General features: G+C 55.0%; 17 protein-coding genes and 5 pseudogenes. 4 read left to right on the forward strand and 18 right to left on the reverse strand.

Annotated features, from left to right (window positions below; all coding sequences use genetic code 11):
- Positions 1-72: 72 nt before the first annotated feature.
- The 5 genes from I9185_RS10185 to I9185_RS10205 form a co-directional block, all read right to left on the reverse strand.
- Complete coding sequence (locus tag I9185_RS10185; RefSeq protein WP_210092981.1) at positions 73-1,755, reverse strand: bifunctional protein tyrosine phosphatase family protein/NAD(P)/FAD-dependent oxidoreductase; 1,683 nt, start codon at positions 1,753-1,755, stop codon at positions 73-75.
- A gap of 14 nt (positions 1,756-1,769) precedes the next feature.
- Positions 1,770-2,678 (reverse strand): MBL fold metallo-hydrolase, encoded by a 909-nt coding sequence (locus I9185_RS10190; RefSeq protein ID WP_210093090.1) that lies wholly within the window; start codon positions 2,676-2,678, stop codon positions 1,770-1,772.
- 75 nt (positions 2,679-2,753) lie between these two features.
- Complete coding sequence (locus tag I9185_RS10195) at positions 2,754-3,125, reverse strand: hypothetical protein (RefSeq protein ID WP_210092982.1); 372 nt, start codon at positions 3,123-3,125, stop codon at positions 2,754-2,756.
- 151 nt (positions 3,126-3,276) lie between these two features.
- Positions 3,277-3,942, reverse strand: a complete 666-nt coding sequence (locus tag I9185_RS10200) for a Crp/Fnr family transcriptional regulator (RefSeq protein WP_210092983.1) — start codon at positions 3,940-3,942, stop codon at positions 3,277-3,279.
- Positions 3,939-4,409 (reverse strand): Rrf2 family transcriptional regulator, encoded by a 471-nt coding sequence (locus I9185_RS10205; RefSeq protein WP_171638354.1) that lies wholly within the window; start codon positions 4,407-4,409, stop codon positions 3,939-3,941. The genes I9185_RS10200 and I9185_RS10205 overlap by 4 nt, the downstream gene beginning before the upstream one ends.
- 133 nt (positions 4,410-4,542) lie before the next feature.
- Between I9185_RS10205 and I9185_RS10210 the strand changes: the two are divergent.
- Positions 4,543-5,174 (forward strand): annotated as a pseudogene (locus tag I9185_RS10210) (peroxiredoxin).
- Between the two features lie 90 nt (positions 5,175-5,264).
- Here I9185_RS10210 and I9185_RS10215 read toward each other — a convergent pair.
- Positions 5,265-5,582 (reverse strand): annotated as a pseudogene (locus I9185_RS10215) (DDE-type integrase/transposase/recombinase); the annotation flags it as partial.
- A gap of 12 nt (positions 5,583-5,594) precedes the next feature.
- On the opposite strand from I9185_RS10215, the pseudogene I9185_RS10220 reads away from it, so the two are divergent.
- Positions 5,595-5,955 (forward strand): annotated as a pseudogene (locus tag I9185_RS10220) (transposase); the annotation flags it as partial.
- A 67-nt stretch (positions 5,956-6,022) separates the two neighbouring features.
- Here the strand turns inward: I9185_RS10220 and I9185_RS10225 are convergent.
- A pseudogene (locus tag I9185_RS10225) lies at positions 6,023-6,355 on the reverse strand (transposase); the annotation flags it as partial.
- Between the two features lie 265 nt (positions 6,356-6,620).
- On the opposite strand from I9185_RS10225, the gene I9185_RS10230 reads away from it, so the two are divergent.
- Positions 6,621-7,378 (forward strand): IS5 family transposase gene (locus I9185_RS10230; protein ID WP_210092984.1). Its coding sequence is split into 2 segments (ribosomal slippage): positions 6,621-6,957 and positions 6,957-7,378, totalling 759 coding nucleotides; the frame shifts between segments, so codons are not numbered across the junction.
- Positions 7,379-7,387: 9 nt separating this feature from the next.
- Here the strand turns inward: I9185_RS10230 and I9185_RS10235 are convergent.
- The 10 genes and pseudogenes from I9185_RS10235 to I9185_RS10280 form a co-directional block, all read right to left on the reverse strand.
- A complete protein-coding gene (locus I9185_RS10235) occupies positions 7,388-7,894 on the reverse strand; it encodes a DUF2141 domain-containing protein (protein WP_210092985.1) in 507 nt (168 codons plus the stop codon).
- A gap of 15 nt (positions 7,895-7,909) precedes the next feature.
- Positions 7,910-8,809 (reverse strand): sterol desaturase family protein, encoded by a 900-nt coding sequence (locus I9185_RS10240; protein ID WP_171638351.1) that lies wholly within the window; start codon positions 8,807-8,809, stop codon positions 7,910-7,912.
- A 439-nt stretch (positions 8,810-9,248) separates the two neighbouring features.
- Positions 9,249-9,620, reverse strand: a complete 372-nt coding sequence (locus tag I9185_RS10245) for a DUF1501 domain-containing protein (protein WP_280922540.1) — start codon at positions 9,618-9,620, stop codon at positions 9,249-9,251.
- A gap of 621 nt (positions 9,621-10,241) precedes the next feature.
- Positions 10,242-10,832, reverse strand: coding sequence for a TetR/AcrR family transcriptional regulator (locus tag I9185_RS10250; RefSeq protein ID WP_210092987.1), 591 nt, complete (start codon positions 10,830-10,832; stop codon positions 10,242-10,244).
- 4 nt (positions 10,833-10,836) lie between these two features.
- The gene (locus tag I9185_RS10255; RefSeq protein WP_210092988.1) at positions 10,837-11,226 is read right to left on the reverse strand and encodes a DUF2141 domain-containing protein; all 390 of its coding nucleotides are present in this window, start codon (positions 11,224-11,226) and stop codon (positions 10,837-10,839) included.
- A 189-nt stretch (positions 11,227-11,415) separates the two neighbouring features.
- Positions 11,416-11,532: pseudogene (locus tag I9185_RS10260) on the reverse strand (IS5/IS1182 family transposase); the annotation flags it as partial.
- A gap of 1,113 nt (positions 11,533-12,645) precedes the next feature.
- Positions 12,646-13,443 carry a transporter gene (locus I9185_RS20430; RefSeq protein ID WP_171723853.1) on the reverse strand — a complete coding sequence of 266 codons (798 nt, stop codon included), beginning with the start codon at positions 13,441-13,443 and terminating at the stop codon, positions 12,646-12,648.
- Between the two features lie 165 nt (positions 13,444-13,608).
- Complete coding sequence (locus I9185_RS10270) at positions 13,609-14,589, reverse strand: GTP-binding protein (RefSeq protein ID WP_171723854.1); 981 nt, start codon at positions 14,587-14,589, stop codon at positions 13,609-13,611.
- 14 nt (positions 14,590-14,603) lie between these two features.
- On the reverse strand, positions 14,604-16,070 hold the full coding sequence (gntH, locus tag I9185_RS10275) for a guanitoxin biosynthesis MBL fold metallo-hydrolase GntH (RefSeq protein ID WP_210092989.1): 1,467 nt from the start codon (positions 16,068-16,070) through the stop codon (positions 14,604-14,606).
- A 25-nt stretch (positions 16,071-16,095) separates the two neighbouring features.
- Positions 16,096-16,314, reverse strand: coding sequence for a hypothetical protein (locus I9185_RS10280; protein ID WP_171638341.1), 219 nt, complete (start codon positions 16,312-16,314; stop codon positions 16,096-16,098).
- Between the two features lie 99 nt (positions 16,315-16,413).
- On the opposite strand from I9185_RS10280, the gene I9185_RS10285 reads away from it, so the two are divergent.
- Positions 16,414-17,748, forward strand: a complete 1,335-nt coding sequence (locus tag I9185_RS10285) for a hypothetical protein (RefSeq protein WP_210092990.1) — start codon at positions 16,414-16,416, stop codon at positions 17,746-17,748.
- A 765-nt stretch (positions 17,749-18,513) separates the two neighbouring features.
- On the opposite strand, the gene I9185_RS10290 is transcribed toward I9185_RS10285, so the two are convergent.
- A complete protein-coding gene (locus tag I9185_RS10290) occupies positions 18,514-19,620 on the reverse strand; it encodes an alkene reductase (RefSeq protein WP_210092991.1) in 1,107 nt (368 codons plus the stop codon).
- Between the last annotated feature and the right edge of the window lie 121 nt (positions 19,621-19,741).

A 19,741-nucleotide genomic window follows, 5' to 3' on the forward strand; every position in this document is an offset into this window, starting at 1 on the left:
CTGACCGCCAGATCAAGGCCTGACTTGCGCGAAGACAGGACAGAACTTGCGTCGGTTTCGGGGGTGGGCGGCTTATTCAGCCGCGACTTTCAACGGTTCGGGCTTGGCCATCCATTCCTTGCCCTTCAGCATTGCCGACCAATAGACCGGTGGCAGCAGCTTTTCCTTGAGGAACCAGGCCGCGCGGCTGGGTCTGGTGCCGTCGATCAGGAATTTTGGGAAACTGGGTTTCAGAACACCGCCATACCCGAACTCGGCCAGCACGATCTTGCCGCGCTCCACCGTCAGCGGGCACGAGCCATAGCCGTCATAGGCCGCCACCGGCGAGCGCCCTTCGATATCGGCCAGGATGTTGTCGGCCAAGGTCGGCGCCTGCTTGCGCGCGGCGGCCGCGGTTTTCGCGTTTGGGGCGTTCATCACGTCGCCCAGAGACCAGATGTTGTCAAAGCTCTTGTGCCGCAGCGTCGCCTGATCGACATCGACCCAACCCGCCGCATCGGCCAGCGGCGAGACCCGGATGAAGTCCGGCGCCACCTGCGGCGGGCAGACATGCATCATGTCGAACTCGACCGTCACCTGCTCGGGCTGCTCATCGGGTTTGGCCACCGTGAACGTGGCCGTTTTCGCGGGACCGTCCACTGAAACCAGATTGTGAAAGAAATTCAGCGTGGCGTCGTATTTCCTGACGTACTCCATCAGCGCCGGGACATAGTCCTTTACCCCGAACAGCACCCCGCCCGCGTTCATGAACTGGATGTCGATATCCTTCAGAACCCCGCGCCGGACCCACGCATCGCCCGACAGATACATCGCCTTCTGCGGCGCGCCGGCACATTTGATCGGCATCGGCGGTTGGGTGAACAGCGCGCGGCCCGCCTTCAGCCCTTCGACCAACTGCCAGGTATAAGGCGCCAGGTCATAGCGATAATTCGAGGTCACCCCGTTACGGCCCAGCGTTTCCTCCAGCCCCTCAACCGCGCCCCAGTCCAGCTTGAGCCCCGGAGACACCACCAGACGGTCGTATTTGACAACCCGGCAACCATCCAGAATCACGGCGTTGTTCTGCGGCTCGAACGCGGCCACAGCGGCCTTGATCCATTTGACTCCCCTCGGGATCAGCGAACCCATCGTCTTGGCCGTCTGTTCGGGCGTGAATACGCCGCCGCCCACTAGGGTCCAACCGGGTTGATAATAATGCACGTCGGACGGGTCGATGATGGCGATCGACAAGTCGGATTTGCGCGCATGCAGGCTGGCGGCGGTGGCGATGCCCCCGGCGCCGCCGCCTACAATCACCACGTCAAAGGACGCATCCCCCGTGTCGGTCGGGGTCTTGCCGCCATTGGCGATTCGGCGGGCGACGCCGCTCATGTCGTAACCGGCGACCTTGGTGGCCGTCAGAATCTCGGAGACGGGCCGCTTGTGCGCTGCCTCGTGCAGCGACCACAACGTGGCCGAGCGCGTGCCCGTCCGGCAATAGGCCAGAACCGGGCCCGGCAACTCGGTCAGGGTACGGCCAAATGCCTGCGAGTCATCATCCTTGACCATCCCGCTCTGTACCGGGACATAGCGCGCCTCAAGGCCATGTTTCCGGGCCGCAGCCTCGATCTCGTCAAAGCTGGGCTGATCGGCACCTTCGCCATCGGGCCGGTTGCAGATGATCGCCCGAAACCCCGCCGCCTTGACGGTTGCCATGTCGTCCGGCGTGATCTGCGGCGAGACCGACAGTGCGTCTGATATTTTCCTGATATCCATGGTGCCTCCGCAGATCAGAGTTTGTTGACGGGAACTTTGAGCATCTGATTCCCATCCTGATCGGTCGGGACGTCGCCCGCGCGGATGTTGACCTGGATCGACGGGATGATCAGTGTCGGCATGGCCAGCGTCGCGTCACGCTCGGTGCGCATCTTGATGAACTCGTCCCGACTCTTGCCGCCGCCCACATGGATGTTGTGCGCCTTCTCCTCGGCCACGGTGGTTTCCCAGCGGATGTCCCGCCCGTTGGGGCCATAGTCGTGACACATGAACAGGCGCGTCTCGTCCGGCAGGCTCAGCACCTTCTGGATCGAGTCATACAGCGTGCCGGCATCCCCGCCCGGGAAATCGGCCCGGGCCGAGCCGCCATCGGGCATGAACAGCGTGTCACCCACAAAAGCCACATCGCCCATGACATGCACCATGCAGGCCGGCGTGTGGCCCGGCGTGTGCATGGCAAAGGCGGTCATGTTGCCGATCTTGTAGGTCATGCCATCGGTGAACAGCGCATCGAACTGGCTGCCGTCGCGCTGGAACTCGGTGCCTTCGTTGAAGATCTTGCCGAACACCTCCTGCACGATCTTGATGTTCTCGCCGATGCCGATCATGCCGCCCAGCTTCTGCTGGATGTAGGGCGCCGCCGACAAATGATCCGCATGCGCATGCGTTTCGATGATCCATTCCAGCTTCAGACCCTGCTTTTCGATCTCGACGATCAGCAGGTCGGCATGGTCGAACGTGATCCTGCCGGCCGCATAGTCGATGTCCATCACGCTGTCGATGATCGCGCAGGCGTTCGACGTCGGGTCCTTGACGATATAGCTGATCGTCGCCGTCGCCTCGTCATAGAACCCCTGAACCTCGGGTTTGACGCTTTGGTCAACAGGATAGGCGCCAATCGGCGTCGCGATCGCGTCTGTCATCCTTTGGTTGTGCGTGTCAATAAACTTCTGATCGTTCATATTCGTGCCTCCTCTTGGGCGCGAGTCGAGCCTTTGTCAGCCGCGCTTCAACATCATTTCGTGAACGGCCGCCATGACCCGGGTATCCGGTGACCGGGTGACGGTACGGATGCCGTCCGGCAGGTTTTCGACATTTCCCGTGATGGTATCGAAGTTGCGGAACATCGCTGCCAGTTTGGCTATTTCCTCGGGCGTCGCATTTCGGCCGCGCAATCCCGGCGTGTTCACGTCGTCATGGCCTTGCCCTTCCGCTGTGTGGCGATGCCGCATCGGGCTGCCGGCCCTTCCAGCCTTGCGGCCGGGTGCATCGTGCCGCAGAAAACAGGTGCCGAGCGCACCGACCGCCGCAGCGGCAAGCGCCGCAAGGGCAATGCCGCCGAGCTTCGGGATGTTTTTGCGGTCATCCATTTCCGTCTCCTGGGTTTTGGTCCGCCGGCAACCGAAATTCTGTTCAGGGCCTCGATACCTTGGGCGCGAATCTAAAGTTGAAATGCAAATATAACTTTCAAAGCACCAGTTCAGTGACAAAGTCACGAAACCCGCAACCCTTTGGCAATTTTCAGACGCCCTGAGCCTGTCTTTCCAATGCAGGCTTGTCGGTCAAAGTGATCCGTCCGCGCGATTGGCTGATCATCTCGCGCTTTTGGAAATCCTGCAAAATCCGCGTGATGACTTCGCGCGCAGTGCCCAGCTCGCTGGCAAGCTGTTGATGGGTGGCCCGGATTTCATCGCCCCCCTCGGCCAAGACAAGAAGACGCTCGGCCAAGCGCACGTCCAGATGCCCGAAGGCCACATCATCCACCACCCGCAACAGATCGATCAATCGGCGCGAATAGGCCTCGAAGACAAACTGGCGAAAGGCATCCTCTTCCGAGGCCAGACGATCAAACGAGAGTTTCGGCAGAACCACGGCAACGACATCGGTCTCGGCAATACCTTCTGCATTATAAGCTTCTTCGGCCAACATGCAGGCTGTGGTCAGTACACAGCTTTCACCGGCCTCGACTCGATACAACACAATCTCGCGCCCGGAATCCGACCTTTGAGAGACCCGGACCCGGCCGTGATACAGAAAGAGCAGGCTGTCGGGCACATTGTCGGGCCCGAATACCTGGGCACCCTTCGGGAAACTCAGGATTCGGGCGGCTGTCCGCAACCTTTCCCGTACCGGTTTGGGAAGGCGGCTGGTGCCGTGGAAACGCTCGGTCCAGTCGGTGTTCGTCATCTTGCCTTGCGCATGGGTGCCACGATGCCCTCCTCGATCGGCGCGATGCGGTTTAGCAACTCACCCCGGTTTGCGGCGATGTCGGCGAGGGTCAGATCATCGAGCACCGCCATGAACGCCCGGGTCGCTTTTTGAATCGCCTGTGACAGCTTGCATATTCCGATCAGCGGACAGGTATTTTTTTCAGGATTGAAACATTCGACCACGTCCAGTGGCCCTTCGGTCAGGCGAATGACATCGCCGATGACGATGTCCTCGGCCGGTTTGGCCAGCCGGAACCCACCACCCCGACCCCGCGTGGTTTCCAGATAACCGGCGCGGCCCAATTCGTGCACGATCTTCACAATATGCGGTCGGGCCAGCCCGTGCACGCGCACGACATCGTCTACGCGGATGCGGTTCGGCGCCTTAAGCGCCGCCAACTGCAACGAACGCAGAGCGAAATTGGAATAGGATGTGAGTTTCATGTACCTCTCTTTTCGAAACCTCTATTCTAGATATAACTTATTAGCAAGCTCGGCGATCTTGTCACTGACCGGGATGCGGCACGGAACTACCTGAACCGATGAAACAAAGCCCAAAAGACCGAAAGGAAGACCAATGACCTTGCTTCTTGGGGACGTTGTTCGCGATTTCCAGGCCGGCACCACGACCGGCCCGTTTTCCTTCCAACACTGGATCGGCGACGACTGGGCGTTTTTTTCAGCCATCCCGCCGACTTTACTCCGGTCTGCACCACTGAAATGGGCCGCACTGCGCAGCTGGCCGACGAATTTTCCGAGCGTGGCGTGAAACCCATCGGTCTGCGCACCGACACCGTCGCCGAACACCTGCGCTGGATCGAAGTCGTCAACGACACCCAGCATACGAACCTGACCTTTCTCATCGTGGCCGACCCTGATCTGAAGATCGCCAAACTGTATCAGATGATCCACCCGGCGCAGTCCGAAACCGCCGCGGTACGGTCGGTGTTCATCATCGACCCCGACGAGGTGCTACGCCTGACCATGACCTATCCCATCAACGTTGGGCGCTACTTCGAAGAAGTCCTGCGTGTGATCTATGCGCTGCAAACCAGCGACGCGAAATGCGTGGCCCTGCCCGCCGATTGGGTGCCTGGTGGTGCGGCGATCATTCCATCATCAATTCCGAATGAAAACGCCAGGGAACTGTTCCCGCAAGGTTGGGAAGAGATCCGGCCTTATTTGCGGAAGGTGAAACTGGCCGGCTGAAAGGTCGCCGGACTTGCGCGGGTTCTGTCGCAAATTTCTTTGAGAGTTGTATAGACGAAACTTGAGAGGCGAATACCCCACCAGCTGGATAAATTTCTGAAACGGACGAAGCCCGGGCGCAAATTGACCTTTGCGGATCATGTTTGCCAATTCTATGCCTGCCAGGACAGATGCGGCTGAAACGAGTGATTTGAACCCCAGCATGAGTCTGATCCTTCGTTTGATGAAGCGGTGATCTTGTTCAATGATGTTGTTGAGGTATTTCAGCCTGACCGTCTCAATCAGGATCGGGCAACCAAAGCTTTTGAGCATCTTGTTGATCGCCTTGATGCCAACTGTATTGGCACCACTTTTGTCGATGACGATCTTGCGCGGCAAACCGTTAACCTCACGTGCGCGGGCGAAGAACGAGCGGTGAACATGTCTGATCTGTTTTGGCTGACCGACGCCCAGGTAGCGGGTGTTGAGCGGAATAGTCTTCATTAATCGCAATGGTTTGCGCTGGCGCGATGCGCCGAAGGAAGACGGCCCGCACAGTTGAAGGAGACCGTGGCCCCAGTGGGGCCGCGTAAGCCCGGGAAACGCTCTACAACCACTGGAAACGGTGGAGCGGCAAGGGCATCTTCGCCCGGATGATGGCCGGGTTGGCCGCTAAGCATGGCGAAGATAAGGCCGTGATGATCTCCTCTCATCGAAACTGCGTTTCGACTGCCGGGCAGTGGACGCGACCTACCTGAAGGCGCACCGCACAACGACCAGTTTGGGCGTCAAAAAGGGGGGCGTGGACGCCTGATTCACTGCCCAGCAAGCGCATCCAAAAGATGCTGCCGAGAGGGCGCGATCATGCTTTTTTTGAGCAGGCGCAGTTCCAAGTCCTGTTCTGCCACAACTTCTTTCAGATCGCGGACCTCACAGCGCAGGCCTTTGACCTCGGTCGATGTCGCAGCACGTGCCGTGTCGCCTGCCAGACGTTTCTTGCCGGCTTCCAGGAACTCCTTGGACCAACTGTAATAGAGGCTCTGCGCTATGCCCTCGCGGCGACACAGCTCTGCAATGCTGTCCTCGCCCTTCAGGCCGTCCAGTGCGACCTTGATCTTCTCTTCCGCTGAATACTGCTTGCGGGTGGCGCGGAGGATGTCTTTGACGACCTTCTCGCCGTGGCTCTTACACGTTCCGGTCATGCGCTACATTTGATCCACTGGATCAAATGCTAAACGCTTTGACCTATATCATCTCCGCTCCTTGGTGGTTACGATGTGCCAGAAACCCTCTCTTATCAAATCGACCTAAACTGTCCCATTGGCGCTGACGTCCGACATTTTCGAAAGAAGCGCAGATGCTCCGGCCTTCAACTAATTGACGGTACCAGCTGTCCAGAACCTAGGGTCAGGACCCGTTGATTTTCAGCGAGCGGCATGATTCACGGCTGACAACCGAGCGGTGAACATGTCTGATCTTTTCTGGTTGACCGACGCGCAGATGGCGCGTCTTGAGCCCTTCTTTCCCAAGTCTCACGGTAAGCCGCGTGTCGATGACCGGCGTGTGTTGAGCGGGATAATCTTTATCAACCGCAATGGTTTGCGATGGCGCGATGCTCCCGCTGTCTATGGTCCTCACAAGACGCTCTACAATCGCTGGAAGCGATGGAGCGACAAGGGCGTTTTTGCCCGGATGATGGCTGGTCTCGCCGCCGAGCACGGCGAGAAGAAGACCGTAATGATCGACGCGACTTATCTCAAAGCCCACCGGACAGCGACCAGCATGGGCGTCAAAAAGGGGGGTGTGCACGCCTGATTGGTCGGACGAAAGGCGGCATGAATACCAAGCTGCACGCTATTTGCGATAGCCAGGGCCGGCCGCTCAACCTGTTCGTCACCGCCGGTCAGGTCAGCGACTACATCGGCGCACGGGCATTGCTGAGCAGTCTGCCGAATGTCGACTGGCTGCTCGGAGACCGTGGCTACGACGCCGACTGGTTCAGAGAAGCCTTTAAAGACAAAGGGATACGCGCCTGCATCCCTGGCAGGAAACAGCGGAAGAAGCCGGTGAAGTACGACAAGCGCCGCTACAAACGCCGCAACCGCATCGAGATCATGTTCGGCAGGCTCAAGGATTGGAGGCGTGTGGCTACCAGATACGACAGATGCCCGAAGGTCTTCCTCTCCGCCATCGCCCTCGCCGCAACCGTCATTTATTGGTTATGAGTCCTGACCCTAGGATTGCGCTGGCCAATAGAAGAAAACCAAATCCACCGGCATGCCCGGGCTGATCAGTGAATATTCAAACACAAGATCATCATAGAGGTCATTCATCCCCGAAACAGCATAACCTTCCGTTGGCATCCAGTTTTCGTCAAAACCCATCTCATAGTCGCCATTTTCGTCATGGTAGGCCACAACGCTATAGTAATCGGCATTCAGATCAGGGAAGTCCACGCGTTGCGGTTCCATGCTGGCCGGAAGCGCGATATAGCCAGCGGCTGCGTTGTAATCCAGTATGTCGAAGGCGGCAGCGTTATCAAAGGCCATGACAACAAGTTGACCTTTGTCACTGCGTGCGCCGCGCAGGTTGATCACCAGCCCATAGTCGGAAGGCGTTCCTGTCGAAGAGGCCGAGGTCACGGCGATGTCGGTGCGAAAACCTGAGGCGACCCAGGCTCCGCCAACAAACAGGGCGGCTGTGGCCAGAGCCCCGAAGATGCGTTTTGAGTTGGACGGCATGGCTTGATCCTCGCCTTAAGAGTGGTTCGAAGTTTTGGCGTCTTGTTTCTTGGGCTGCCAGCCGGGCGGACGGAACAGAACCCCCAGCTTGTTCCGGAAACCCGGCATACGCCACGCATCGCGAAAGACACGGGTAAAGCCGTGAAAAAACGCCACAAACGGATTCACCGAATTGATGGGCGTAACCAGACCATAGGTGACTTCCTCGTTCTCCTCTTCGAATGTGCCAAACATACGGTCCCAGATGATGAAGATCCCGCCATAATTCTTGTCCAGGTACTTGCGGTTTGACCCATGGTGCACACGGTGATGCGACGGCGTGTTCATGATGTACTCAATGGGCTTCCAAAGCTTGCGAACCACCTCGGTGTGCAGCGCCGTCTGGTAGAGCTGCACCAGAAGTTCCGCAATCAAAACAACGAAGGGATTGAAGCCGAGAAGAACCAACGGCAGGTGGAAGAAGACGGGCCAGAAGCCATCCAGCGGACCATGCCTGTAAGCCACCGAGATGTTGAAGAAAGGTGAACTGTGATGCACCGAATGGGTGGCCCACAGAATATTGATCCGGTGCAGGATTCGGTGTTCCCAGTAATAGGCAAGGTCCGCAAGAACCAGCACAATCAGGAACGACGCCCATGTCGTGGGAATGTCGAACACAGCATATTGCGACGCCCAGACATACGCTCCGACATAAAAGCCGGCCATCAGCACAAAGGTAATCGCAATGAAAAAGCCAAGAGTGATGAAGTTGGTGACCGTGTCCCCAACCATCTCGAAGCTAAGCTTTTTCCCTATGGCGTAGCGTACAAGCTCAAAGATCAGGAAACCTATTGCAAAGACGAAAAACCACTCGTCGATCATTGTCTCCCAATAGTTGAGCTGAAAGTCGCTAATGTACGTGTTGAGGAGTTCCATTCTCATCGCCTCCTAATAAGTTGTCTTTTGTGACAAGTAATGGATTTCAGACCCATGTCAAGTAGACCGCTCGACAAATGAAGCTCTGGTTTAAAAACGCATTCACCGCAGGAAAACGCTGCTTAATAAAGAAAAGGGTTTGGCCGCTCTCGAGCTCAGATCTTCTTCCCGAGCACAGCATCGTCGTTTCGCAATATATAATACAGCCCGGGCCGGAAACTTCGGACGGGGGTTCACCAGAACGAACCATCCCCGGTCGGATGGCAATCTCGATGACGAATGGCATCTGGACGAAGTTGTTGTCTCGATCGTGGGAGCCGACGCCTTCAGAACCAATAGCGAGCAAGCATTCAAGTGTTTACACTTGGCCGCCTGCGGTCAAACGAATGCCACGATCATTGCGGGGCATTTCATGCGATCACCGCTTGAAAGTATGGTGTTACCCAATCAACCCAAGTCGTTCGCCCGGAGCCGCAAAACGCCGTAGATTGGGGAGTATCTCAGTTAGGGCCGCATCCTGAACACCAAACCAACGAGAAAGGTCTGCACAGAGCTGATCGGTAGAAGTCGTTGGGATCAGCACGCCGTCACTCACATCCAGCGGGTTGTCATCGCCCAACCCCAGGACAGGGTAGTCACCGAAAATTCGGCCACCGACAATGGGATCCCCCATCACCAAGGTATTGCCGCCCCAACCGTGGTCCGATCCGTTGCCATTCGATGTGAGCGTGCGGCCAAAATCGGAACCGGTAAAGGTGACAACCCTGTCCGCCAGCCCCATGTCTTCGAGCGCGGACTGGAAGGCGCCCAGAGCTTAGGACAACACGGCAAGCATGCTGGCATGGGTTTCAAGCAACTCATCATGATGGTCCCAGCCGATGTAGCGCACAAAAAAAGTCTGCTGCTCCAGCCCGAGACGATCAGAGGCGGCGATGGTGCGGCCACCATCTTGAGTTGCTGTGCGAGGTCAGTTTCAGGGAACCTGCCCGGGGCCTCAATGCCCTTGGTGGCGGCAGCGAAAGTCTCGTGCTGGGCCTGGGCGTTTCGCGTCAGGCGCAGGTAGGTTTCCCTGAAGGGATCTCCGGACTGATCGGCTGACATCATACGATTGAAACTGTCATTCAGCAGATCATTGAGTGGGGTAAAGCATGTTTGCCATTGGGTGCATTCCTCTTCTGGAAAAGTTAAGCCACCGATGGAAAGAAGTCGCCCGGCAGCATGAAAAAACCCAGCACAACCCTGGCGATCTGGATACACCAGAACAGGACCGGCTCAGTTGCCATGCAGACATCGGTCAACAAGAAAGCTTGTCCAGACGATATGCCAAGGACGCTCCAATATAGAAACAACAGACCCCAAAGAAATTGATAGCCCAGGAGAATCGAGGTCATCAGCAGGGCGAACACAATGTAGTTTGCGGAATGGCTGCGTTTTATGCGGGGTCTGCCAGATTTTCACATAGCGAAATTGCCATCGCCTTCGACTGGTTCACCCAATCTGCCGGCATCTCCAAGGCAGCAAGCGATGCCGTATTGAAGTAAAGCGCCACTATGCCATGCGCTGCGCGCTGGGTGTTGACCTCTGAAGCCCCGGGATAGTTCCGCTGCAAAACCTCAGTAACCTGCGCTTCAAATCCAAGGATCGAAGCCCGGCAGTTTATTCTGAGTTCACCATCCTCTTTGGCCCGAGCCGTAAGAGCCGCAAATGCCAGAACCAGATCGGGTGACGAATCTGACTGATCGGAGAATAGGTAGTTCACCAAGGCATGTGCGGGCTCTGAGTCCGGCAATGCGGCAACCAATTCGTTCGCAGCACTGTTGAACTGGTCCAACACGTAATCCTGCAAGGCCACGATCATCTCATCCCGGTTGCCAAGGTGGTGACGGATCAGTGGGCGGGTCAACCCCGCCTCTTTTGCAATCGCACTCAAGGTGGCACTATCCAGGCCCATCCGTGCGACACAGCGCACAAACGCCTCCATGACCTGACCATAGCGCTCATCGCGATTTGAAGGGCGTCCCATTGTTCTAATCCCAATATTTCAGCCGCAATGACGACTGAGCGGTTCCACCGGCTAAGACAGAAACATCCTTGAATTCTGGAGGCAGGCCCTCGGTCGGGACCTGGACCTTCATGTCCAGGTCACCATCCATGTCCTCATCGTAAAGAGCGGCAAAAGCGTAGTCTCCCAGGGGTAAATAATGAAACGTGAAGGCGGTCTTTGAGCCGGACGCCGGTATCTGTGCCATCGCTGCCGCATTGGTTACGTCCATTGCCTCAAATGCGTCAGCTTTATTGAAGCCGGCTACGATGATTACTCCATTTCCGTTTCGAAGGCCTTCAACAGTAGTCAGAAATGGTGCGTTATTGGAGGGTTGAGCAAAAGAGCTGTTTGCAATGGCCAAAAAGGCTGTCATCGCCGTGTATCTCAAAAATCGCATCAGATCACCGAAAGCTGCCAAGTGTAAGCGAACATAGGTGAAGCACGATTAATTCTCAAATGCGACAGCAAACTGCAATCCCAAACCCCTGAACGTTCAAATCGGTCATAAGAACGTTGGTTTCCACACTCTCCCACACACGAACTAGGCTCCAGACTCATTGAATTACAGCCAGAACAGCACGGTAGCTGCTAGAGCGATGGCCAAAAGGAATACCTTTGGGCATCTGTCATATCGGGTTGCCACACGCCGCCAATCCTTCAGGCGTCCGAACATGATCTCGTATCACTGCCCGGCAGTGCATTGCACAGCAATGTCACGAGAGGGGCGGTTGCGTCGTTTGTAGCGGCGCTTGTGGCGACCGCTAAATTTCTTTTCATCATCTACAACCGGCTCCAGAATCCCTGCTTTCAACTATTGCTGCGCCTGCGCCCTCTTGCACTCGATGTAATCCGGAATTTTAGCTACAGGCACAGCTCGGACCAATTTTTTTTTTAATTTCTCAGCTTGCTAGACGCGAGCGGTTTGACGCATTGAAAAGTGGTCGTTTGGGCCGCGAAGCAGTCCGGACTTTGTCAAAGCACTCCTAACCGTTTTCGGATGCAGAGCATACTTTCTGGCAAGCGACGCTACTGAGTGAACCCTCGCTTGATCTACCACTGAGCCAAATAGCAACGTACCTAGCTCTACTCGGACGTTGTCCAAAATGAACTCCCGAAAAACCTCTTTGAAAGGTCCGATGTGCTTAACACCGCATTCGGCCTGGACCCAGTGAAAAAGCCCTCCGAATGTTCCCTGCGGCCCGGACTGCGATTGGTTCTTTTCAGAGCTATTCAATAGGTATCTCAGGCCGTTTCGAATTCCCTTCTCGCCCCTCGATGTGAACTCGTAACCTACCTTAGCGGCGTGATCCCAGTTGTCTTCGTTTAGCTTCGAAAACGCGGTATGAGCCCCAAACTCAACGCATGCCCGAAGCATCTCGGTAGAACGGTTCGCCAGATCAATCGGCTGGCTATCCATCCAGCTCGATACCATATGACCTTCCAACCGTTTCTCCACATAACTTTGAAGTTCAGAAGGTCTTCGAGTTTTTGAGTGCGCCAAGATGTCCTCAAGATCCCCAATGTTAGGTTTCAAGTACGAAGTGTCGATCTTCGCACCATTGCTTGTTGCCTTGCGCGCTCGAACCAAAGGCACGCTATGATATCGACAGGTTCGAACCGGGTTAAATGTCCAATTGATGCTTGCTGCGCCAATTCCCAATCCGTCTCGGTTGGTCTCAATGTCCGAAAGTAAGCAAGCCGGGCAGAAAGTTTGCCTGTTTCTTAAGAGAAATTCCTGAAAGAAGTTCTCGCTGCGATAACCGTAAGCGGTATTCTCTCAGGAAGGGCTCAACTATTTGGGAAATAGCAAGGTAGCTACAAGTCTTACGCCCCAACCGTCAGGTCCACTATCTGGGCCGTCGGCCCAGTAGCGTACTCCCCCGCCTACGCTGATAAGTTGATCCCCGAATTGGGTAACTTTGGTGACAACACCGTTGATTGGCACAGACCATTGATCGGTTTCCCAGTTGTAGGTGGACTCAGTGTTTAATGTGAACGTCCATGCGTTCGAATTTGTGTAGGAAATAAATGGCTGTAAGAACGTCTGGTTGATGTCGGTATCACCATCAATGTCCCAGATGTGATTTGTCAGGCCACCATATGTCCACTGACCCTGCTGTTTGAGTGCCACGCCGGTAACTCCAGCACCCCACTCTCCGAGACCTAAGCTGTTATCTGTCGACGTTGGCAGCAGAAAAACGGGGCCAGCCCCCCAGATCCAACCGCCCGCACTTGGTTTTTTGGGCGAAAGGAATAAGCTTTGAACAGTATCTCCTAGCCCAGTCTCGGATCCAGAACCCGGCAGGCCACCATCTATGGACGCAATTGGAAGAATTGTTCGGGATATGAGGTTCCAATCATCCGAAAGATCAAAGGGAACAACCGGTTGTACGTTTAATATCCAATGCGAACCATTTCTGTCGGCACCCAAATTCTGATCATAGTTCAGCTGGAATGGTACACTAATGAGAGCGGCCACGGGGTTAGCAAGTTGCTTTGCTAGTTCTTCTTCCTGGGACTCTGCCCACGCAGTACCAGAAAGGGCACCAATCCCGGCAAGTATGGAGCAGCGTAGCAACCTGAGGTTCATAGGCGGTCTCCTCTTAGCTGGCCGTTTTCTCATGGGTGGCTTGCACTTGAGATCGCCAGGTTGGCAATGACGTCAATGGCCCACTCACAGTCCGCCGCCGCCGAACTGGATGAAATTATCCAGCACGGTTGACTTATAGCCAAAATACTTGATCGAACATGGCTTTCAGACTGTCTCCATAAGCGTATCCGACAGCACATCCTCGGAGAGGGCCCCCGGTGCGCCTATCGCGACAAGCCTTGTTTCGGGTTTGCGGTCACCCCATGTTCCATCCCGTGCGATGTCCATACGTTTTCCAACGACCTGAACAAGAATGCGATGATCCGGATCCTCCTCACTGAAGACAAAACCCTTGAGACGATAGACATCACCGGGAAGCTTCCGAATAGCGCTGCGGAGAGAGGATAGGCTTATGGGGTGTTCAGCTTTCATCATAGTTGTTGAAAAGCTGTCTGAATGATCAGCGTGGCGGCAACCGCAGTCGGGGCCATGTTCATGATGATCGGGTATTTCTGTTTGTAGCTGTTCGGCGGCAAAGCGACCGACTGAAAGAAGTATATCCAGTGGGACGTCCGCATTGACAGCTTCGACCAAACGATAGCGACGGAAGCGAGACCCGAGCCAATCGTGCACCCTTTGAACAGCGGCCCTGTCGACAAGATCGACTTTGTTCAAAATAACCATATCTGAGAACGCGATTTGACGGAGCTTCAGTTCCATTTGTTCCGGCGCAGCAAAAAGCTGTTCCGCATCAACCAGACACATAAGGCTGTCCAAGCGGATCATGTCCCGAAACTTCTGATCGGTAAATGTCATCGCAATTGATGACGGATCCGACACTCCGCTTGCTTCAAGGACGATGTATTCCGGTTTCTCGGGCCGGGCGAGAACGGCTTCCACCGTTTCGATCAGGTCATCTCGGATCGAGCAGCAAACGCAGCCATTCGCGAGGCTCATGACGTCATCTTCGAGGCCGACCACCAAGTCTGCATCGACGTTTATGGATCCAAAGTCATTTACAAGAACCGCAACCCGCAACCCGTGATTGCCGGTCAGGATGCGGTTCAAAAGTGTTGTCTTACCGGCTCCGAGAAAGCCGGTAAGGATCGTTACGGGGATTGCAGAAGTCGAACCGAATTCAATCATGATTGGATCTCCTCTCAGTCTTCTTCGCGCGAGCCGATTACATCCGAGACTTTGATGGTAAAGTTCTGCGGCCAGTCTCCGCCGGGCGCTCGGAAAACGTCAGTTGGGTAGTATTCGCGTGGATCGATCTCCATATCTCGATACTTCTGATCTTGCTGATCCGCTCGGGTAAGCCTTGGGTTCGGCAAAGTAACTTCCTCTGGAAGCTCGATGCGCCCGGCCTCTGCTGCCGCAGCCAGTTCGCGGAATGGCGGAACTGTGCCAGATTTTCCGGGCAATGCGGCTTTCCGATACCAGATCGCATCCTTAGTAACGTTAACAACGGCAACATCGAGACCCCATTGGAAAAGGCCGTCGTAATGGGCGCGAATACCTGCCAGCATTTCAGCGTCGATGTCTTCGTCTTGCGTATAGTGCGTCACCATCCCCAAACGCGGCTTTGTGTCAGCAAAGAGCTTACCCACAGCATAGTGGGAGGTATGATGCGTATCGATTGTGTAATTAAACAATTCCTGTGGGATACCGTATTTGTAAGTCATCAACTGACCAATATCCTGTCCCGACATTTCGGTTACAAAGACATCAACGCCTTCGCCGTATTTCCGTGAAAGCTCATCCGGGCGTCCATCGCCGGTCCATACAAAGCTCAGACCGTTCCAATCGAGCCGATAACCAACTGCGCCGTCCTTGGCATGACTGCGCGGCCAGGACCGAACAGTCACACCGTCTTGGTCATAAACGATGCCACCTTCTTGGCGGAAATCGAACTCGTTGACCTCGATCTCATAGCCGTCCCCAATCGGGAACACATCAAAGGCCTCCAGATGCCATTTGAGCATCTGTTGCATGCCTTTGACCATTCCAGCTGTGCCAAGTTCGGGTGTCCGACCAGAGGGACCATGGATGCGCAATGGTGTATACCCTCCAGACCAAGCCCGGAACGGATAGATATAAGGAATGTCGGCGTAGTGATCGACATGCAAATGAGAGATGAAGATATCGTTGATCAACTGCCCAGGCACTTGCATCGCAATGATGTTGCGGACACAACCGGACCCAAAGTCGAAGAAGAACCGTTTTCCATTCCCCAACTCCACCATGATACAAGTTCCCGCCTGATCTTCGCGCGGCGGATATGGTGTTGAGCCGCAGAATGAGATGCGCATCTCATCTGGCCCCAACTCCTCACTAAGCGGAAAATAGTTCGCATTTGAACCAGTCATGTACTTCGTAGGACGGAAGTACTCTGGCAAAGAGATGCCGCCTGCGGGTCGACCACCATATGGGTTCTTGAGTGTTTCTCCCAGTGGACCGCCTCCTTCGTGGGCCTCGGCACTTCCTGCCGCAAACCCAGCTGCCCCTGTCGCAGCCGCTCCAGTTGCCAAGCCCTTAAGAACACTCCGCCGCGACGGGTCTTCAATTTGATCTGATGCCCGAACCTGTTTGTCGTCCTGGTCTTTTCTATTGTCTTCCTTGGTCATGGATTGGTCCTCAGTTGGAAGTATCTCAAAGGTTGCGCTTCAACATCCGGCGAAGCTCGTTGATGAGTTCAGATTTGATGTGGGCCCATTCGGCGCGCTCTAAGGCCGAGATCGATGCGTCTTTCGAAAACGCAGATGCTTTCTTCAGGTCTTCGATGACCTCGCCGAGTAGCGCATCCGTTCCGATACGCCCCGACAGCACATCAGAAAGTTCTGGAATTTCTTCAATCAGGTCGACCGTCACTGGAAAAGTCCCGACACCCACTATCTATTCTCAAATCAAGATGAGTGCGGTTGACCGCAAAGGCCAAGTGAGTCACCGTGAGTTGGGGGTGAGTTGACATTGAACAAATCCAACGATTTAACAATAAATCAACATGTTGGGCAGCCTTCTCCGGAACTCATTCGGGAAGCTCTGAGCCGAATCGTATCAAGCGACGGGTTTCAAGCTTCACCACGACTCACGCAATTTCTCACTTATATAGTCGAGGAATCTCTATCTGGTCGAAGCAATCAGATTAGAGGCAAAGCTATCGCTGTTGAGGTCTATGGGCGGCGCATAGATGGTACTGGCGGTCAAAACCTGGTTCGCGTTGAGGCAAGGCGGCTGCGTCGTCTTTTGCATCAGTTCTACGAAGATCACTGGGACGGCAATGGAGTTCGCATTTTTGTTGACCCCGGCGGATACAAGCCGCGGTTTTCATTCGAACCTACAATCGAAGACCGCACATCAAGTGAGCTGAAGAGCGACAATCCAGTTGGCCGTTGGCGTTCGCGGCAACTGCTGCATGCAGGACTGGGTGTTCTTGCATTGGTCGCTGTGCTTGGCATCTGGATGAGCCAGGATAGCAGGGAGGTTGTGCCAACAACTCGATCCATCGAACAAGCAGAACGTGTGGCGCTTGGTGAACAATCATTGACACGACTCCAGGCGGTCAACCTTGCGGAACAAGCCCGCGGCATGTTTTTCCCCGTTTTTGATGTCAAGCGTCAGCAAATAGCGCTGGGAATGTTCCAGTACGCTAGGGAACTCGACCCGGGTCTGTCCGACGGCTATGCCGGATCAGCGCAGGTCTTGGCGATCCTGGCGGTGTTGTCGCCGGATGAAGCACAAAGGGATGATCTCTTCAATCAAGCCTCGGAAATGTCTGGAAAAGCGCTTGAATTGTCCCCCTCTGATGCGTGGGCAAACGGCGCAAATGGTTGGGTGCTGGCTGTCAAAAACCAGCCAAACGAGGCATTGAAATACGCTAGAATGTCCGTCGAACTGGCGCCGAAGGATGGCCATATTCTCGACGTTGCAGGTATGACCGCCATCTTGGCTAACGCCCCGGAACTTGCTGCCGAGGTTAGCAACCCAGAGAGACCCAAATCAGGATCTGGTAGGTTTGGTGCGAGAAACATCTGGGGCGTTTCACAACTAATGCTCGGGAACTACGAAAGTGTTGTTGAAGCCTTTCAGGGAGCGCCAGCTGCCGGAGCGCCAGTCAGTGCGCCTTCGCTCTTATTCCAAGCCGTTGCGTATGATCAGTTGGGAAATTCAGAAGAAGCACGACGGCTCGTCACTGAAATGCGCAGGACATGGCCTGAGTTTCCGTCCGAGTTTCTCGCCGGCAGGATTTTCCACAACGACGTCAATACGCGGAACATAATACTGGAGACGCTGAGTAGATACTGACGAAACGTATCGCGCCATTTGCCTAGAAACGAGCGTCAAAATCTATTCATATAATTCCGCTTTGAAATCACACGGCGTTGATAAAATCGGTGATAGAGCCAGACCACGCCGTCTGTCGATTGAGGATGGGCTTTGCAGATTTGCAAAGCCCGCATTCTGCGCGTCGCAGACGTTCGCGAGAATCCAAGCAAAAAGGCCGCATGGAACCCAAGGTTCCTTAGGAAGGCCCTTTGCGTGATCGAGCAACGCAAAGGACCATAACCGCAACGACTAAGCCAAAAAATGATTGAATTCATCGTTAAGGCAGACAATCGTGCCGCGCAATACTATGGGCAAACTACGCAAACTTATGGGGTGCGCGAAGTGTTATTCGCAAACCTACACATGATGTAGGTGTTCTCATAACGATGCATTAATATCGTTGATTTCATTCAGGAAATTCGGCTGTGTTCGCCCATAATTTTGCGCGGCATTTGCGCATAAGTTTGCACGATTTGCCCATAAGTTTGCACGATTCAAGAAACGCGCTAAATTGAAAGTAGTCACCGCACATCTTCTTCAACTAAAACCGGGCGCCTTTCAATCAAGAGTGCATTCTGATTGGAAATATTCAACTCTGATCATAGGGAAGCAGTTAATTCGCAGGCTAGTGATAGATCCTCGCTTCAAGAATGGGCATTTCCGTAACTGCTAGGTGAGCGCGTTCAAACCGACGCGCTCACTTTGCTTGGTTTTGTTTGTCACTACGGAGTTAAGAGCGATGTATCACTCTGCGGCAACCGCTTCCTCTTCCAGTGCCGGGTAATCGGTGTACCCTTTTTCAGTGCCGCCGTAGAGAGTGGTTGGATCGAGCTCATTCAGCGCGGCGTCTTTCTCCAGCCGGTTGACAAGATCCGGGTTGGAAATAAACGGCCGACCAAAGGCCACCAGATCGACGGCTCCGGTTTCAACCGCTTCAACCGCCATTTCGCGGTCATAAGCGTTGTTGCCGATTTTCGCACCGTCAAACAATTCATAGAGCGCCTTCAGATCGCCACCTTCCGGAATATCGCGCGGGCCGCCGGTCTGTCCTTCCACGAGATGGAGATAGGCCAGCCCATAGCCATTCAGCAATTTGACCGCATGGGTGAATGTCGCCTGTGGGTCGCTGTCGGAGATGTTGTTGGCGTCCGAGAATGGGCTGAGGCGGACACCAACGCGGTTGGCGCCCCAGACATCGACAACCACGTCCATGACCTCTTTCAGGAACCGCGCTCTATTCTCGACAGGACCGCCGTATTCGTCTTCACGCTTGTTGGATTCGTCCCGCAGGAATTGATCGATAAGGTATCCGTTGGCTGCGTGGACCTCGACACCGTCGAAACCGGCCTCTTTGGCGTTTTCCGCAGCCCTCCGGTAGTCCGCAACGATGCCAGCAATTTCTTCGATGGCCAGAGCCCGCGGTTCAGATGTTTCAACAAACTGCTCACCATCAAACGTCTTGGCCTTGGCTCCAATTGCGGATGGTGCCACAGGGGCGCCACCATCCTGCTGCAAGCTGTAATGCGAAATCCGGCCCACATGCCAAAGCTGGATTACAATCTTCCCGTCCTTGGCATGGACGGCCTCAGTCACTTTTTTCCAGCCGTCGATCTGCGCTTCGGAATAAATGCCGGGCGTCCAGGCATAGCCCTTGCCTTGGGGCGAGATTTGCGAAGCCTCCGTTACGATCAGACCTGCACCCGCCCGCTGGGCGTAGTACTTGGCCTGCAATTCATGGACACTGTCATCCTCGGCTCTTGCCCGGTTGCGGGTCAATGGCGCCATGACAATGCGGTTTTTCAGCTCGATTGCACCAGCTTTGATGCCGGAGAACAGTTTTTCATCAGCCATTGCTGCTTCCTTCTTTTGTAAACTTCGTTCAGATATTATTGGACCGATTAGTCCAATATTAGGATCACCGTCTCTTGTTTGAGTTTGTGTTAGGTTTCATTTCCTTATGGTGGCGGGGGGC

This window comes from Ruegeria sp. HKCCSP346 (genome assembly GCF_017872595.1).
In the GTDB taxonomy this organism is placed as follows: domain Bacteria; phylum Pseudomonadota; class Alphaproteobacteria; order Rhodobacterales; family Rhodobacteraceae; genus Ruegeria.